The 16,660-nt window shown below is 67.2% G+C and carries 17 protein-coding genes; 14 read left to right on the top strand and 3 right to left on the bottom strand.

All coding sequences use genetic code 11. The features are described from left to right. Positions 1 to 26 precede the first annotated feature (26 nt). The 3 genes from WEE69_15205 to WEE69_15195 are packed head-to-tail and all read left to right on the top strand — an operon-like array spanning position 27 to position 3,169. Positions 27 to 1,628, top strand: a complete 1,602-nt coding sequence (locus WEE69_15205) for an acyl-CoA carboxylase subunit beta (GenBank protein MEX1146649.1) — start codon at positions 27 to 29, stop codon at positions 1,626 to 1,628. Beyond that, the gene (locus WEE69_15200) at positions 1,558 to 2,934 is read left to right on the top strand and encodes an MFS transporter (GenBank protein ID MEX1146648.1); all 1,377 of its coding nucleotides are present in this window, start codon (positions 1,558 to 1,560) and stop codon (positions 2,932 to 2,934) included. The genes WEE69_15205 and WEE69_15200 overlap by 71 nt, the downstream gene beginning before the upstream one ends. Positions 2,935 to 2,950: 16 nt before the next feature. After that, positions 2,951 to 3,169 (top strand): biotin/lipoyl-binding carrier protein, encoded by a 219-nt coding sequence (locus WEE69_15195; GenBank protein ID MEX1146647.1) that lies wholly within the window; start codon positions 2,951 to 2,953, stop codon positions 3,167 to 3,169. 6 nt (positions 3,170 to 3,175) lie between these two features. Here the strand turns inward: WEE69_15195 and WEE69_15190 are convergent, their stop codons facing one another. Continuing rightward, on the bottom strand, positions 3,176 to 4,075 hold the full coding sequence (locus tag WEE69_15190) for a class E sortase (protein MEX1146646.1): 900 nt from the start codon (positions 4,073 to 4,075) through the stop codon (positions 3,176 to 3,178). A 113-nt stretch (positions 4,076 to 4,188) separates the two neighbouring features. Here WEE69_15190 and ccmA point away from each other — a divergent pair, with 113 nt between their 5' ends. The 11 genes from ccmA (at position 4,189) to WEE69_15135 (ending at position 14,087) form a co-directional block, all read left to right on the top strand. After that, positions 4,189 to 4,932 carry a heme ABC exporter ATP-binding protein CcmA gene (gene ccmA, locus WEE69_15185; protein MEX1146645.1) on the top strand — a complete coding sequence of 248 codons (744 nt, stop codon included), beginning with the start codon at positions 4,189 to 4,191 and terminating at the stop codon, positions 4,930 to 4,932. Between the two features lie 5 nt (positions 4,933 to 4,937). Beyond that, positions 4,938 to 5,603, top strand: a complete 666-nt coding sequence (locus tag WEE69_15180; protein MEX1146644.1) for a heme exporter protein CcmB — start codon at positions 4,938 to 4,940, stop codon at positions 5,601 to 5,603. Next, positions 5,600 to 6,355, top strand: coding sequence for a cytochrome c biogenesis protein CcsA (gene ccsA, locus WEE69_15175; protein ID MEX1146643.1), 756 nt, complete (start codon positions 5,600 to 5,602; stop codon positions 6,353 to 6,355). Before WEE69_15180 ends, ccsA begins: the two co-directional genes overlap by 4 nt. 112 nt (positions 6,356 to 6,467) lie before the next feature. Next, positions 6,468 to 6,914 (top strand): cytochrome c maturation protein CcmE, encoded by a 447-nt coding sequence (locus tag WEE69_15170; protein MEX1146642.1) that lies wholly within the window; start codon positions 6,468 to 6,470, stop codon positions 6,912 to 6,914. After that, positions 6,911 to 8,938, top strand: a complete 2,028-nt coding sequence (locus tag WEE69_15165; GenBank protein ID MEX1146641.1) for a heme lyase CcmF/NrfE family subunit — start codon at positions 6,911 to 6,913, stop codon at positions 8,936 to 8,938. Before WEE69_15170 ends, WEE69_15165 begins: the two co-directional genes overlap by 4 nt. Beyond that, positions 8,935 to 9,471: a TlpA disulfide reductase family protein gene (locus WEE69_15160; GenBank protein ID MEX1146640.1), complete on the top strand. Its 537-nt coding sequence runs from the start codon at positions 8,935 to 8,937 to the stop codon at positions 9,469 to 9,471. Before WEE69_15165 ends, WEE69_15160 begins: the two co-directional genes overlap by 4 nt. Continuing rightward, on the top strand, positions 9,468 to 9,917 hold the full coding sequence (locus WEE69_15155; GenBank protein ID MEX1146639.1) for a cytochrome c-type biogenesis protein: 450 nt from the start codon (positions 9,468 to 9,470) through the stop codon (positions 9,915 to 9,917). The genes WEE69_15160 and WEE69_15155 overlap by 4 nt, the downstream gene beginning before the upstream one ends. Continuing rightward, the gene (locus tag WEE69_15150) at positions 9,914 to 10,744 is read left to right on the top strand and encodes a hypothetical protein (protein ID MEX1146638.1); all 831 of its coding nucleotides are present in this window, start codon (positions 9,914 to 9,916) and stop codon (positions 10,742 to 10,744) included. The genes WEE69_15155 and WEE69_15150 overlap by 4 nt, the downstream gene beginning before the upstream one ends. A 23-nt stretch (positions 10,745 to 10,767) precedes the next feature. Beyond that, the gene (locus WEE69_15145) at positions 10,768 to 11,244 is read left to right on the top strand and encodes a peptidylprolyl isomerase (GenBank protein ID MEX1146637.1); all 477 of its coding nucleotides are present in this window, start codon (positions 10,768 to 10,770) and stop codon (positions 11,242 to 11,244) included. Positions 11,245 to 11,313: 69 nt separating this feature from the next. Further along, on the top strand, positions 11,314 to 13,614 hold the full coding sequence (locus WEE69_15140) for an aconitate hydratase (protein ID MEX1146636.1): 2,301 nt from the start codon (positions 11,314 to 11,316) through the stop codon (positions 13,612 to 13,614). Beyond that, positions 13,611 to 14,087 carry a hypothetical protein gene (locus WEE69_15135; protein ID MEX1146635.1) on the top strand — a complete coding sequence of 159 codons (477 nt, stop codon included), beginning with the start codon at positions 13,611 to 13,613 and terminating at the stop codon, positions 14,085 to 14,087. Before WEE69_15140 ends, WEE69_15135 begins: the two co-directional genes overlap by 4 nt. Here WEE69_15135 and WEE69_15130 read toward each other — a convergent pair. Further along, positions 14,072 to 15,433, bottom strand: a complete 1,362-nt coding sequence (locus WEE69_15130) for a CUAEP/CCAEP-tail radical SAM protein (GenBank protein MEX1146634.1) — start codon at positions 15,431 to 15,433, stop codon at positions 14,072 to 14,074. The two genes, WEE69_15135 and WEE69_15130, sit on opposite strands and share 16 nt — an antisense overlap. A 36-nt stretch (positions 15,434 to 15,469) precedes the next feature. Then, a complete protein-coding gene (locus tag WEE69_15125; GenBank protein MEX1146633.1) occupies positions 15,470 to 16,660 on the bottom strand; it encodes an ATP-grasp domain-containing protein in 1,191 nt (396 codons plus the stop codon).

Genomic DNA, 16,660 nt, shown 5'->3' with positions numbered 1-16,660 from the left:
CTCGCGCGCCGTGCGAGGATTGCGCCATGAGCAACCGCCCGCGCGATGAAGCCGGCACGACCGGTGGTGGCGACGTGCACGATTGGGCGCCGCTCGTGGACGACCTTCGGGATCGCCGGGAGCAGGGCCTCGCGATGGGCGGCGATGACCTCGTAAAGCGGCAACATTCTCTCGGCAAGCTGACCGTGCGGGAACGGCTGGACCTCTTGCTCGATCCTGGAACCTGGGTCGAGTACGGGTTGCTCGCAGACAGCATGGATCTGGCCTACAAGGGCCGCTTCCTCGCGGCCGACGGCGCAGTCACCGGAGTCGGTGAGATCGACGCGAGGCGTGTCGCGATCGCGGCGTATGACTTCACGGTGCTCGCGGGATCGATGGGGCGGATCGGCGAGCAGAAGATCAAGCGGATGCGCGAGCTCGCGCTGCGCCAGCGGATCCCGATGGTGTGGTTGCTCGACTCCGCCGGCGCTCGTATTCAATCAGCGTCTGGGTCGGTGTTTGCAGGCGCAGGTGACCTCTTCCGCGAGCAGGTAGCGATGAGCGGTGTCGTGCCGATGGTCACGGCGATGCTCGGACACTGCGCCGCGGGCACTGCGTACATCCCCGGTCTGGCCGACTTCGTTCCGATGGTGAAGGGAACGTCTTCGATGGCACTCGGTGGACGTCACCTGGTGAAGGCGGCCGTGGGCGAAGACGTCACCGAAGAGGAGATGGGCGGCTCCGCGGTGCACACGAAGGTCTCGGGCTGCGCTGACTTGGAGGTGGCTGACGACGCGGAATGCCTCGCGGTTGTGCGCTCGTATCTCTCCTTCTTTCCTTCGCATAATCGGCAAGCTCCGCCGATCAAGCCGACCAACGACCCGGTCGACCGACGTGTCCCGGAGCTCTACGACATCGTTCCGACCGCACCCCGACGTGCGTACGACGTGCGCAAGGTCGTGCACGCCGTCGTCGACGACGGGGATGTGCTCTGGATCAAGCCCGATTGGGCGAAGAACCTCGTGACGGGTCTCGCGCGAGTGGGGGGTCGACCTGTTGGCATCGTCGGGAACCAGCCGATGGTCCTCGGAGGTGCACTCGACGTGAATGCGGCAGACAAAGCCGCGCGCTTCGTGTGGCTCTGCGACGCCTTCAACATCCCGCTCGTGTTCCTTCACGATGTGCCCGGCTTCATCGTCGGATCAGCCGTCGAGAAGCAGGGCATCATCCGCCATGGCGCCAAGATGCTGTTCGCCGTGTCCGAGGCCACGGTGCCGAAGATCAGCGTGGTGATGCGCAAGAGCTACGGCGCCGGATACTTCGTGATGAACGGGTATGCCTACGAGCCCGACTACCTCGTGGCGTGGCCAACCGCGGAGATCGCCGTCATGGGACCCGACGGCGCGGTGAACATCATCCACCGCAAGACGCTCGAGGCCGTTCCCGAGGAGGAGAGAGCGGAACGCCGCTTGGAGCTCGCGGAGGAGATCAGGGCGAACATCACCCCGTACGTGGCCGCGGGACATGCCCTCGTGGACGACGTGATCGATCCGGCCGAGACCCGGCTCGCGATCTGGCGTGGGCTGGAGCTCTCCGCCGACAAGCAGGTCGAGCGGCCGTGGCGAAAGCACGGTGTCCTTCCTGTCTGACTCGACCGCGAACGGCTCACCGGTGACGCCCGATCCGTCGGTTCTGCCCGAGCGCAGACAACGTCCTGGCCGGCGACCTGGGGTTGGCAGTCGCTACTGGCGTATCTGGTGCGCGACGGCGGCGTCGAACCTCGGTGACGGGCTCACGCTTGTCGCGATGCCGCTGCTCGCCGCGGCGTTCACGCGCGACCCGCTCACGATCGCAGGCATCGGTGTGTTCACCCCGCTCGCCAAGATCGTGGTTTCACTCGCCGGTGGTGTGCTGGTGGACCGTGGTGATCGACGCCGCGTGATGATCGCGGCTGATCTCGTGCGCCTCATCGCAATGGGTGCCTTCGCCGCGCTCGTGGCCTCAGACGACGTGAGCTTTCCGATCGTCTACCTCGTCGTCTTCCTACTCGGTGTCGGAGAGTTCCTCTACGACACGTCGGCGATCGCGTTGGTGCGCGACGTCGTCCCGCCGCGAAGACTGACCACTGCAAACGGCTGGCTGTACGCCGTGGAGGACGGAGCGCAAGACCTCGCAGCCCCGCCGATCGGTGCTGCCTTGTTCGGAGCGGCGGTCTGGTTGCCGTTCGCCGTCGACGCCGGAACCTTCGCGCTCTCGGTTCTGCTGTTGCTCTCCCTCCGGGGGCGCTACCGGGCTGAGCGAGTCGGGACGCGGACCACGGTTCGCAGCGAGTTGCGCGAAGGCTTCCGTTTCGCGTTCGGCGTTCCATTCTTCCGCTCTGCGGCAGTGATGTGGGTAACGCTCGGGTTCACACTGGGAGCGACACTTTCGACATTGGTGCTCTTCGTCGTGGACACCCTGGACGCCGGTGAGCTCGGTTATGCCGCGATCATCACCGCGGGGGCCGTGGGCATCGTGATGGGCAACCTCTTCATCGCGCGTCTGGAACGAAAGCTCAGCACGGGCGGTGTCCTGGTCGGCGCGATCTCGCTCAGCGGCATCGCCTTGATCGCGACCGGCGCAGCTCCTGTGCTGGCGGTCGCAGCGGTCGCCCAAACCGCGTGGGGGATCGGTTTCGCACTCGCGAACACACAGATGGTCAGCGTGCGCCAACGCCTCGTCCCCGATGCGCTGCTGGGGCGGGTGACCGGGGTGTTCGGGTTGTTGAGCGCCGCGGGAATGGTTGCTGGCGTCGTCGTGGGTGGGGTCTTGACGGAGAGCGGCGGCCCGAGAGTTCCCATCTTGTTCGCAGGCGTCGTAACAATCGCCGCGGGACTGCTCTGGTTCGTGCTGTTGCGTTCGTTCGGTGGCGTGGAGCAAGCGGCCGCGGCGCCCAGCCGACCCGTGGGTAGCTGACGCTACGCTCCCGTCCATGCATGAGATCCGCGCCGAGATCACCGCCAATGTCTGGCAAGTGCGGGTCGACGAGGGTCAGATGGTCGCCGAAGGTGACGAGATCGTGGTCCTCGAGTCAATGAAGATGGAGATCCCGGTCATCACTGAGGTCCCCGGCGTCGTGCGGGAGCTCCATGTGGAACCCGACGGCGTCGTCCAAGAAGGCGACCTCATCGCGCTCATCGACGAGTCGTAACGCTGATCAGTAGTTCGACGGCAAGACGCGCTCCAACAACGCGTAGAGCGCGAAGAGCGCGATGCCGAACGGAACAACACCGATCAGCCAGTTCGACAGACTCGGGTGGCGGTGGAAGATGAGCCACCACAGCCCGCCGATCACTGCCGCGATCAGACCGGCGATCAGAGTGGGAAGCTTCGAGCTGGACTCGCCCGAGAGCCCCGCCTTGGTCGGCTTCGCCTGCGACTGTGTGGCTGCGGGGAGCGGTTCCTCCTGCAGCGCCGCTTTGACCACCAGACGTTGTGCCGCCGAGTACTTCGGGGTGCAGGTGGTCAGCGTGAGGATCGCAGGACGGACGCGATCGGGTTCGAGCACCTGGACATCGGTTGGCTTCACCACGAGGTTCGCTTGGAAGATCTCGTACGTGAAGTCGCCTTGCGCGGTGCGGATGAAGATTCGATCACCTTTCTCGAGCTGCTCCAGGCTCCCGAAGGGTGCTCCGTACGTGGTGCGATGTCCGGCGATCGCAGCGTTGCCTTCCTGTCCGGGCAACGGGGAATCGGGGTAATGCCCGGGACCCTTGCGCAAGTTGTCGCGGCTCACGCCTTGCACGACGATCGAGTCGATCGCGATGCGCGGGATGCGGATCTGAGCGATCGGTTCCCCATCGTGCGCGAGCGGCGTCAACCGCGCTGGCGGCGACGTCGTCGTCGTAACGGCCGGCGCCGTGACTCCCGTGGTGGACGTGCTCGGAGTTGGCTCATTGCTGCGTCGGTCGAGCGAGCTCGTGAACTCATCGCGGAGTCGGTCCTGTTCGCGCGAGGCGTAGAGGCCGGTGCCCCACAGCTGGTAGGTCACGAACAGCAGGATGAGCACGCCGACGGTCACGAACGACCGTCCGATGGCTCCGATCACACGCCGCACCCTGCGATCCTACGGGTGACGGGCCTCGGTTTCGTTACATGGTGATCTCTCACGGCGGTTCGCCCGAAGGCGGTAAGGCTTCGTACACTTGGCGACCCTCCCTCGGAGGCGCTGTGCAGCCCGTTGTCCGTCTCCGCTCCGCCGTATGCCTCCTCGGCCGGTTTCCGGCGCTGGCAGGCGTGGATCTCGACGTCGCTCCCGGCGACGTCGTTCTCTTCTCCGGTGGCAATGGCGCGGGCAAGACAACGTTGCTCAGGCTCATCGCCGGCCTGGTGCGCTTGCACGAGGGGCAGGCAGAAGTGCTCGGGCACGATCTCTCCCGCGATCGAGGGTCACATCGCCGAGAGCTCGCCTTCGTCGGCCATGAGACCTTCTGTTACGACGATCTCACCGTGCGCGAGAACCTGCTGTTTGCGGCCCGCGCTTCCGGTTCGGCGACATCGGCCGCAGATGCGGCGCTCGAGCGCGTCGGCCTCGAGCGCTCCGCCGGAGTAACGCATTCCAGGCTCTCGGCCGGGCAGCGGCGGCGCCTCGCGCTGGCCGTCGCACTCTCGCGAGAACCGCGACTCCTCCTGCTCGACGAGCCCCATGCCGGGCTCGACGCCGAGGGCCGCGCGGTCCTCGATGCCCTGTTGACGGCAGCAGCGGCAGAGAATCGGACGGTGTTGGTGGCGTCACACGAGCTCGATCGAACCCGCGCACTCGCCAGTCGCGAAGTGGTGCTGACCGCCGGACAGGCCAACGGGACGTTCGCGGCGGCGACCGAACGAAGCAAGGGAGCTCGCAGGAGCGACGAGCGGCCCGAAGGGCGACGGCCGGGTACCCCGGCCGGCGAGCGAGTGCGACCAGAGAGGTGAACCTGGTGCAAGAGGCGTCGCTGATCGCAGGCAAGGACCTGCGGATCGAACGTCGTTCGCGCGTCACCGCCGAGCAGATCTTGCCGTTCGGGTTGGTGGTGCTGTTGCTCTTCGCGTTCGCGCTCGATCCTGACCGCGGCGTGCTCCGCGACGTCGCGCCGGGCCTCTTCTGGGTGACCGTGCTGCTTGCCGCCCTCCTGGCTGTGTCGCGCTCGTTTGCACTCGAAGCTGAGAATGGCGCCCGCGATGGCTTGCGTCTCTCGGGTCTCGATCCGGCCGCGATCTTCCTGGGCAAGGCCGCCGCGGTCGCCGTGGAGCTCTTGGCGCTGGAAGCAGTGCTCAGCGTGGGGGTGATCGTGCTCTTCGATGTCGCGCTCGGGTCGGTCGCCCCGATCGTGCTCACCGCCTTGCTCGCGACCGTGGGCGTGGCATCCACCGGTACCCTCTACGGCGTGCTCGCGGCGTCATCGGGCGCGCGCGAGACGTTGGTGCCGGTGCTGCTGTTCCCGGTGGTGTCACCGGTGTTGCTCGCGGCGACGCGAGCGTGGGAAGCGGCGATCGACGGCGTCCCGTCCGAAGCGTGGCCTTGGATCGGACTCCTCGCGGTCTTCGCGGTGCTGTACACGTCAATCGGGACGTTGGCCTTCGGGTCGCTCCTGGAGGAAGCATGACCCTGCTGAAGCCGGTGGTCGCACGGGCCCTGGGTTGGGTCACGCTCGCCTCGTTGGTCGTGCTCGCGCTCTTCGGCCTCTGGGGTGCGCCAGCCGATGAGGTGCAGAGCGATGCGCAGCGGCTGATGTACCTCCATGTTCCGGCGGCGTGGATCGCCTACCTCGCGTTCGGCGTCACCGCGCTCGCGTCGGGATTGTGGTTGTGGCCACGCACCCGCTCGATTGTGTGGGACCGCATCGCGGGAGCGTCGGCTGAGCTCGGTGTGCTGTTCACCGGGATCACCCTCTTGATGGGGTCGTTGTGGGGACGGCCCGTGTGGGGCGTGTGGTGGGCGTGGGACGCGCGGCTCGTGACTACCGCGGTCCTCTTCTTCTTGTATCTCGGGTATCTCGCGTTGCGTCGCGTTCCTGGCAACCCCGAAGCTCGAGCGCGGCGTTGCGCCATTGCTGCGCTGATCGCGTTCGTCGACGTGCCGATCGTGCACTTCTCGGTCACGTGGTGGCGAACGCTCCATCAGGAGGCGACGGTCTTCGACCCGGAGCTCAAGGCCCACATCCACGGCGTGATGGCGTTCACTCTCTGGTTCGGCGTCCTGGCATTCACCTTGCTGTACGTGTACCTGCTCGACCGGCGCTACCGGCTCGAATGCCTGCAAGAAGGCTTGGATGACCGTGAGCTGCAACAGGCGATCGAGGAACGCGTGCGTGGCGCGCGACCCACCGATCCGGCTGAGGTAGGGGCCGGTCGATGAGGTTCGCGGAGTACGTGATCACGGGCTGGGTGATTACCGCGGCGACCTTGCTCATCTACTGGCTGCGCCTCGGCCGCAGGATCCGGCGCGCCGAGAAGCTCGACGCCGACACATGACCGAAGTCCGCAGTACTACGGCGGAGACCCGCCGGCGTCGTGCCCTTGTCGCGATCGCGTGTTGCGCCGCAGCCTTGGTCGCGATTGTTGTGCTCGGCGTGGTCCTCTCGGAGAACGTCGTCTACTTCCGCACGGTTTCCGAGGCCGTGCGCGATCGATCTGAACAAGGGACGGACCGCTTCCGGCTTGCCGGCGAAGTCGTGCCAGGTTCGGTCTCGGAGACCGCGAATGGCGTTCGGTTCGAGATCACGGACGGAAAGGGCACCGCCGTCGTGGTGCACCGCGGTGATCCTCCCGACTTGTTCAAGAACGGCGTGCCGGTCGTCTGTGAAGGCAACTGGAGCCGCGGTGAGGCCTTCGACTCCGATCGCATCCTGATCCGCCATGGGAACGAGTACACGCCGCCGAAGGTGAAGACGGGCGGAGCGGACGACACCAAATGAAGGCGTATCTCGGAGTCTTCGCAATCGCGCTCGGCGCGGCAGGGTCCGGGCTCGGCGTCGCCACACTCGCACGCGGCCTCGCGCAGCGTGACCCCAATCTGCTTCGACTCGGTCGCCGTTTCGCGTTTGCAGTGCTGGCGGCCGCCGTGATTGCGGTTGTCGCGATGGAATGGGCGTTGCTCACGCACGACTTCTCGCTCCGCTACGTGTTCGAGAACAACGCGCGCTCGACGCCGTTGCTCTACACGATCGCAGGAATGTGGGCGAACCTCGAAGGATCCATCCTCCTGTGGGCTCTCGTGCTCGGTGGATACCTCGCGTTCGCCGCGCACCGCTTCCGTGATCGCTCGACCGACCCGCTTGTCGCGTGGGCGTTGCTCGTCGGACTGTGCGTCGCCTTGTTCTTCTTCGCGTTGATGCTCGGACCGGCCAACCCGTTCCAACGGCTCCCGAACACGCCGGCTGACGGACTCGGACCGAATCCACTCCTTCAGAACCACCCGTTGATGGCAATTCACCCGCCGATGCTGTACCTCGGCTACGTCGGGTTCACGCTGCCGTTCGCGTTCGCGATCGCCGCGCTGGCGACCGGGCGCTTCGGCGAGGGATGGCTGGCCGACATCCGGCGCGCCACCCTCATCGCGTGGGGCTTCCTCACCGTCGGCATCATCCTCGGCGGTTGGTGGAGCTACGAGGTGCTCGGCTGGGGTGGCTACTGGGCGTGGGACCCGGTCGAGAACGCATCGCTGCTCCCGTGGCTCACGGGCACCGCGTTCATCCATTCGGTGATCGTGCAGGAGCGTCGCGGGATGCTGCGGGTCTGGAACCTGTCGCTGGTAATCGCGACGTTCTGCCTCACCATCCTGGGCACGTTCTTGACACGATCAGGCGTCCTCAACTCGGTGCACTCGTTCACGGAGTCGCCGATCGGGCCGTGGCTCCTCGGCTTTCTCGCGCTGGTCGCCGCGGCTGGCATTGGTCTGATCGCTTGGCGAGGCGACCGACTTCGGGCGCCTGGTCGGATCGACTCGCCCGTGTCACGCGAGTCGGCGTTCCTCGGCAACAACCTGCTGTTTGCGGGATTGGCGTTCGTCGTGCTGCTCGGCACCGTGTACCCGCTGCTCGCCGAGGCGCTCCAGGGACGGCGCCTGTCTGTGGGCGAGCCGTACTTCAACCGCATGACCACGCCGCTCGGCTTGGCGCTCCTGTTCTTGATGGCTGTGGCGCCCGCGCTGCCATGGCGGGCGGCGGGTGGCGACGTCCTCCAGCGGCGCTTGTTGGTTCCTGCATGGATCGGCGCGGTGACGATGGTGCTCGCCATCGCGATCGGCACGAACGGCATCACCGACACCGTGACGTTCGGGCTCGCTGCATTCGCACTGGCGGGAATCGTCCGCCAATTCACGGTTGGTGCTCGCGCTCGCCGTCAAGCCAATGGCGAAGCGTGGCCGACGGCGACCATCCGTGCGATCCGCTCCAACCCGCGGTTGTACGGCGGGCTGATCGTGCACACGGGGATCGTTCTCATCGCGGTTGCCCTTGTCGCTTCGAGCAGCTACTCCACGCGCCGAGAGGTCCGACTCACGCGCGGGGAGTCGGCGACGGTGGCCGGTTACACCGTCACCTACCTCGGGTCGCGCCAGACTGCGTCGGACCAGAAGACGACCGTAGAAGCACGGGTTCGCATCGAGCGCGGTGATGACGACTTCGGCGCGTACACGCCGGCGATCTCGAGCTTCCCTGGTCGCACGTCGGGGATCGGTACACCGGACGTAAAGGAGGGTCTGATTCGCGACGTGTACCTCACGTTGGTGTCGTCACCGAGCGAGCGGGGACGGGTGACGATCGGCGTCGCGGTGAATCCGATGATCGTGTGGCTGTGGTTCGGCGGCGGCGTCGTGGCGTTCGGCACGCTCGTGGCCCTTGTTCCGTCGCTTCTCCGTCGGCCGCGCGGCGACATGCCAACTCCGCCTCCCGCCGAGAGTCCCCATGAGGCGCGTTCGCTCGAGGAAGTGCCGGTGTGAGGCACCCCACACGCTGGGTTGCTCTGAGCATCGCCGCGATCGTGCTGGCGTTTGCCGTGGTCCTCGCCACGCAGATCGGTGCGGACCCACAGGCTGAATCGAAGAAGAGCGCGCTCGTGGGCGATGCCGTGCCGGCGTTCTCGGTTCGCACGCTGGAGGGTGACGTGATGACGGAGGCGGACCTGACAGGGCGCGCCGTGATCGTGAACTTCTGGAACAGCTGGTGCATCCCGTGCCATCAGGAGCTGCCCGCGCTGAAGGCGTTCTACGTTGCCCACGCCGACGACGCCGACTTCGTCATGCTCGGAATCGTCCGTGACGACACGGAGGATGCAATACGCGAGTACGTGGACGCGGAGAACCTCGGCTGGACGATCGGACTCGATCCTGGATCAGAAACGACATTGGCGTTCGGCACGCGCGGCCAGCCCGAGACATTCGCGATCAGTCCGGACGGACGGGTCGTCGGGTTCCAATACGGACCTTCGACCAAGGGAACCCTCGAAAAGCTCCTTGCCGAGGCCCGGCGGTGACCCTTCGGCGAGGGGCCTGGGTCCTGCTCGGTGTGCTCGTTGCCGGTGCGGTCGTGTTCGCGGCGTCGCAGGGCGGCAAAGTCACGCCGCAGGCTCGTGCGCGGGACTTGGCCGCGGAGATCCAATGCCCCGAATGTGACGGCGTGTCGGTGGCGCAGTCACTAGCCCCCACGTCGCGCGCGATCCGAGCCGATCTGCGACGGCGCATCGCGGCCGGCGAGTCCGACGACGAGATCCGGCAGGCGTATGCCGAGCGCTACGGGGAGTCGATCCTGCTCAGACCGGAGAGCAGCGGGCTTGGCGTACTGCTGTGGGGTCTGCCGATCGTGTTGGTCATCGCGGGCGCGGCGACCTTGGTGCTCGCGTCCCGGCGCTGGCGGCGAGAGCCATTGCTTCACGCGACCGATGCCGACGAAGCCCTCGTCGACAAGGCTCGCCGAACGTGAGTGTCAATGGCCCTGATGTCGAATCTCGCGCGCACCTGGAGGACGAGCGCGACTTCTTGCTCCGCTCGCTCGACGATCTCGAGGCAGAGCGTGCGGCAGGCGGGATCGACGAGGAGTCGTACGCCGCGTTGCACGATGACTACACCGCGCGCGCGGCGGCTGTCATCCGCGCGTTGCGAGACGGCATCGACGCCCGTCCGAACGCGCCGTCGATCCCTTGGGGGCGCCGCGCCGCTGTGATCGGAGCGATCGCGGTGTTCGCGATCGGGTCGGCGGTAGCGCTCGCCACCGCGCTGGGAGGAAGGGGCGCGGGTGAGACCTCGTCAGGAAATACCGGCACGTCGTCGACACGACCCGAGCGCGGGAACCCCCGCCAAGAGCTCGAGGCCGCGCTGGAGCGTGACCCGACCAACGTCAACAACCGTCTGCTGCTCGCGAGCTACCTGGAGGAGGACGACGACCTCGCAGGCGCCCTCGAGCAGTACGACGAGGTGATCCGTCTCGATCCCGCCAACGCCGAGGCGTTCGCACAGTCGGGCCGTGTCCTCTATCTCGCGGCCGCCGCTGCACCTGAGCAGGCCGCCGGACTGGTGGACGAGGCCATGACTCGCCTCGATGCGGCAGTGGAGATCGATCCCGAATTTCCCGACGCGCGGTTCTTCCGTGCGATCATCTTGGCGAACGAGTTCCAGGACTTCGCCGCGGCCCAGGGCGATCTCCAGCGCTACCTGATCCTCGCGCCCGAAGGTCGCTTCGTCGACCAGGCCCGTCAGCTCCTCGCCGATGTGACCGCCGCTCTCGAACCCCGCACGACGACCGCCCTCTGATCCCTCCAGCGAAAGGCCGACCGATGCCGAGCAAACCCGATCCTCAGACCGACGCGTCGAAGCTGTACCGCACCACGGTCACCACTGATCGCGGCACGATCGTCATGGACCTCGATCCGCAGCTCGCGTCCGAGAGCGTCAACAACTTCGTCGGGCTCGCCCGATCGGGTTTCTACGACGGCCTCACCTTCCACCGCGTCGTCCCCGACTTCGTGATCCAGGGCGGTTGCCCCGAGGGCACGGGCACCGGCGGTCCTGGCTACAAGTGGGAGGACGAGCCCGTGAAGGGCGAGTACACGCTCGGTGCCGTCGCGATGGCGAACGCGGGGCCCAACACGAACGGCTCGCAGTTCTTCATCTGCATCGACGACTGCACGCGCAAGCTCTCCAAGGACTACAACCTCTTCGGCCACGTGGTGCAGGGCGTCGATGTGGCTCAGGCCACCCAAGTCGGAGACGTCATGCGCTCGGTGGTGGTCGAGGAGGTGCCTCGCTCCTAGCGCGGTGCCAGCGCGACCGCTTGGCGGCGGTAGCCTCGGGTGACCGCCGCGCACCTCCGGAGCATGCACATGGCCGAGTCCCAGGTCGGGCCCACCGCGCCCGTGGAGCTCGTGGAGGCGCTGTACGCGCGCTATCCGGAGTGCGTCGAGACCGCTCGGCGACGCCTCGGTCGACCACTGACCTTCGCCGAAAAGGTGCTCTTCGCGCACGCGGCCGATCCCGAGACCGTGGGCATCGAGCGCGGCGTCGACTATGCCGACTACCGCCCCGATCGGGTGGCGATGCAGGACGCAACTGCGCAGATGGCGCTGCTGCAGTTCATGACCGCTGGTCTCCCCACTGTCGCGGTGCCGACCACGGTGCACTGCGACCACTTGATCCAAGCGCATGTCGGCGCCGACCGCGACCTCAAGCGCGCACTCGACACCAACTCCGAGGTGTACGAGTTCCTGCGGACCGTGTCGTCGCGGTACGGCATCGGCTTCTGGAAGCCGGGATCCGGGATCATCCACCAGGTCGTGCTCGAGCAGTACGCGTTCCCCGGCGGGATGATGATTGGCACCGACAGCCATACCCCGAACGCCGGCGGCCTCGGTGTGGTCGCGATTGGTGTCGGCGGCGCGGACGCGGTGGATGTCATGGCCGGATGGCCGTTCAACACGCGCGTCCCGAACCTGATCGGCGTGCGCCTGACGGGCCGGCTCTCCGGATGGGCTGCCGCGAAAGACGTGATCCTCAAGGTGGCCGGCATCCTCACTGTGAAGGGTGGTACCGGCTCGATCGTCGAGTACTTCGGTCCCGGCGCGGCGTCGATCTCGGCCACGGGCAAGGCAACGATCTGCAACATGGGCGCAGAGATCGGCGCCACGTGTTCGCTCTTCCCGTACGACGAGCGCGCCGCGGCGTACCTCGGAGCCACCAAGCGGTCCGATATCGCCGAGCTCGCGAATGGGTGCGCCGAGCACCTGCGGTGCGATCCCGAGATCGACGATGACCCGGAGCGGTTCTTCGACCGTGTGATCGAGATCAACCTCGACGAGCTCGAGGCGCACCTCGTCGGGCCGCACACCCCCGACCTCGACCGCCCCATCTCCGAGGTGAAGGCGGCGGCCAAGAAGGAGGGATACCCGGTCGAGATCTCGTACGCGCTCGTCGGTTCGTGCACCAACTCGTCCTACGAGGACATCGGACGCGCGGCTCACGTCGCGCGTCAGGCAAAGGCCGCGGGGCTCAAGGTCCGTACCCCCCTCCTGATCACCCCTGGATCGGAGCAGGTCCGGGCCACGATCAAGCGCGACGGCTACCTCAAGGATCTCGAAGCGATCGGCGCGACCGTGCTGGCGAACGCGTGCGGCCCCTGCATCGGTCAGTGGCGGCGCGACGACATGCAGCTAGGCATGCAGAACACGATCGTCTCGTCGTTCAACCGAAACTTCCCCCGCCGCAACGACGGGAACCCGGCCACGCTGTCGTTCATCGGATCGCCGGAGACCGTCGTCGCGATGGCGCTGACCGGTCGGCTCGATCACGACTTCCTCCGCGAGCCGATCGAGGCCGACGACGGCCACACGGTGATGCTCACCGCGCCGACCGCCGAGGAGCTTCCCGCGAAGGGCTTCGATCCCGGCAAGTCGGGATTCGTCCCGCCGGCGGCCGATGGCTCGAAGGTGAAGGTCGTGGTCAAGCCCGACTCCGACCGACTCGAGCTGCTCGAGCCGTTCCCGGCGTGGGATGGACAAGACCTCACCGGGCTGCGCGTGCTCATGAAGGCGGTCGGCAAGTGCACGACCGACCACATCTCGCCCGCGGGCCCGTGGCTCACCTACCGCGGCCACCTCACGAACATCTCCCAGAACCTGTTCATGGGCGTGAACAACGCGTTCGCGCCCGAAGGCGCCGGGACGGGGATCGACGTTCGCGATGGCTCCGTGAAGCCGCTGCCGGAGATCGCGAAGGCGTACAAGGAGGCCGGCATCGCCTGGATCGCGATCGGCGACGAGAACTACGGCGAGGGCTCCTCGCGCGAGCACGCCGCGATGGAGCCGCGGTTCATGAACGGTCGGGCTGTGATTGTGCGGTCGTTCGCCCGGATCCACGAGACCAACTTGAAGAAGCAGGGGGTGCTCGCGCTCACCTTTGCGAACCCCGCTGACTACGACCTCTTTCGGTTTGATGACACGGTCGACATCGTCGATCTTGCGTCACTCGCGCCAGATCGACCGGTCCGGGTCGTCATTCAGCATGCCGACGGCACGAGCGACGAGATCGAGACCACACATACGATGTCGCCCGAACACGTCGAATGGTTCCGGGCCGGCTCCGCGCTCAACGTGCTGCGAGCCGAAGAGGCGGGAGGGGCAAGCACATGAATCGTGAGCGGTGGCTCCTCGGCGGTGTCGCGGCGCTCGTGTTCGTCCTTGTCGCGGCGGGCGTGGTGCTGGCATTCAGCGGCGACGACAACAACAGCGTCGCCATCGACGCGACCACGACGACCAGCAGCTCGACGACGACGACGCTCGTGACGGTGACCACGACCGGCGGGGAAACACCGGTGACCGTAGGAATCATCTGTACGACCGCGGAAGAAGCGGCGAAGACGTTCGTCGAGTCCTGGATCGCCGGAGATCAGGCCGCGGCGGGGCGTTGCGCGACGGAAGCTGCCGCAACCAAGATCTTCGAGAACAGCGGTGCAGGTGCGCAGTACACGTGGCAAGGCTGCTTTGACGACCCTGGGATGCCGACGTGCTCGTACACGTACGAGGGTGGCGCCGTGAACCTTGCTCTCGCCGGTACCGAGGCGGCCGGCTGGAAGGTCCAGTCCGTCAGTTACATCGCTGACTGACGCAGCCCGCCGAGCTGATGGGCGGTGGGTTCCGCGCAGCAGAACCACGATTCGGTGAGCCGCGGTCGTCCCTGGCTCACCCCCGCGGGGAGAGATGCCGGCCCGAGACCGCACTCGGCCCGAAGCCCCTGGTAGATGCGCGCGATGTCATCACCGGCGCCGACGCGCGCCTCGACGTGCGCCGCGAGGCGCTGCTGGAGGTCGTCCATTGCGGGGTCGATCGATCGCCACGTGTAGCTCGAGCGTTCGGCGTCATATGGCCCGAGGTGCGGTGTGAGGTCGGGGTGGCCGAGCAGCAGGGAGCCCTCGGGCAGAAGCAACCGAATCGTGTACTGCACCGGATCGACATTGGCGACGAGATCGTGCTCGGCGACGAACTCGAGCAAGGCGTGGATCTGATCGAGGCTCGTCCACGGCGTGAAGGGCATCCACGACGGGCGGACCTCGATGCCGTGCGCGCGCAGCAGGGTGACCGCACGCGCCGCGTCGCCGGCCGTGTGGCCCTTGTCGAGCCGATCCAGTGTGGCGTCGTCCACCGACTCGAAGGCTGAGACCACGAAGAGGCAACCGGCCGCCGCGAGCTCCGACCAGATGTCCTCGTGGCGCAGCACGTGCTCGACCTTCACGGTGCAGTCGAACGTGAGGTCGGGGAACCGGTCGTGGAGCGCGCGCACAACCCGCAGCGAGTGGTGCGCCCCATTCAGGAAATCGGGATCACCGAAGGTGATGTGCTGCGCGCCCGCAGCCACCTGTTGCGTCACGTCGGCGATCACTGCGTCGACGTTGACGACCCGGAGGCGGCCGTCATAGATCACGGGCACCGGGCAGTGCCGGCACCGGTGGGCGCAACCGTGACTCGCCTCGACGTAGCCGACCAACCGCTCCTCGCCGTCCACAGCCAGGTGCGCATAGCGATCGAGTGTCGGGAGCAGATCCCGGGCGGGGAGGGGCGCGCCGGCGCGAGCCGCACCTCGACCGAGGTGGATGACACCCTCGCCTCCACCGTGTTCGATCCAGTCCATCAATGCTGGATCCGTCTCACCCCCGAGAGCGCGGTCGGCCACGTCCGCCATGAACGGGGCGTACAAGCCGAAGCATGCGATCGGAAGCTCCGGTTGCTGCTCTCGCACGCGTTCGATCGCCCGACGGGCGATCCGCATGGCGGTGTGCATCGGCACCGAGAACGCGACTCGTTCGGCCCAGGCAACGGCCTCGGGATCCCACGGCTCGATCGACAGGTCGAGGCACCGGACCTGGTGGCCGCGCTCGCGCAGCAGGCCGGCTGGTGCCGCCACGTACAACGGCTGATGGCCGAGTTCATACGAAGCGACGAGCAGCACGCGCATCACCAACGACCGTAGTGCGTCGATCGTCGCCGTCCGTCAGCCCGCGATCTCGATCTCCAAGGCGGCGTGGGCGGTACGAAGCGCGGCCTCGACCTCGTCGGGCGTTGCCGCCCGCGCAAACAAGAAGCCGAGGTAGCGGTCGCCCTCCGGAAGGGGTCGGATGTCGCGGCCGACGGGGATCGTGATCTCCAAGCCGACGATTCCGGGCACTGCGCGCGCCGCTTCTCGTCCGTTGACTGCGACCAGGCGTCCCGCGCCGGAGATCGGCAACATCATCACGCCGGACGCCATCGACTCGCGCGTCAACCCGTCGAGGTCGCGCCTGAGCGCATGACGCAGGATCACTTCCTCGAGGCTGATCCCCGCACCGAAGCGAAGGGTCCGAGCGCAGAGCCCACCGATCGAGCGGGCGGCTACTTCGAGCACCCAGACTCGATCGCCGTCGACGCGAACCTCCGCGTGGATCGGGCCCTCGCGCAGCCCGAGCGCGGCCGCGGCGTCGGCGACGACACGCTCGATGCGGATCGACGTGTCTGCACTGATGCGAGCCGGCGTCACGTAGATGGTCTCCTCGAAGAACGGGCCTTCCAGGGGGTCGGGCTTGTCGAACAGCGCCAGCACTTCGAGCTGGCCGACGCGGAGCAGTCCTTCGAGGGCGAGCTCGGCGCCGGGCACGTACTCCTCGACGAGCAACGTGCCACCGCCGACGATGTCGTGGGCTCGGCGCGCGGCTGTGCGCGCGGCATCGGAGTCGTCGGCGCGGATCACGCCTCTGCTCGCGGACAGGCCCGCGGGCTTCACGACGCACGGGAAGCCCAGGTCGGGGACGACATCGGGATCATCGAAGACGGCGAAGCGCGGTTGAGGGACTTCTGCCGCTTGGAGGGCCGCCCTCATCGCGGCCTTGTCGCGCGTGCGCGCCACCGCGTCCGGCGGGTTGTGGGGGAAGCCGAGGCGCTCGCCGGCGTGCGCGGCGACGAGTACTCCCTGGTCATCGACGGCGACGACCGCATCGATCCCCCGTCGTGCGTCGAGCGCTTCGATGGCCGATGCCCCGGCCTCGGGTTCGTCGAGCGGGACCACCACTGCCCGGTCGCCCATCGTGTCGGCGAGGACCGGCTTCTCCTCTGACGCCACGACCACCTCGACGCCCAATGAGCGGGCCGCCGCGATGAAGTCGGGGGCTCGATAGGTCGCCGTGGGCAGAAGGAGGAGAATCCGGGCCAC

The sequence above is a fragment of the Acidimicrobiia bacterium genome (assembly GCA_040881685.1).
In the GTDB taxonomy this organism is placed as follows: Bacteria; Actinomycetota; Acidimicrobiia; order IMCC26256; family PALSA-555; genus SHVJ01.
This window is presented reverse-complemented; position numbering and strand designations above follow the sequence as displayed.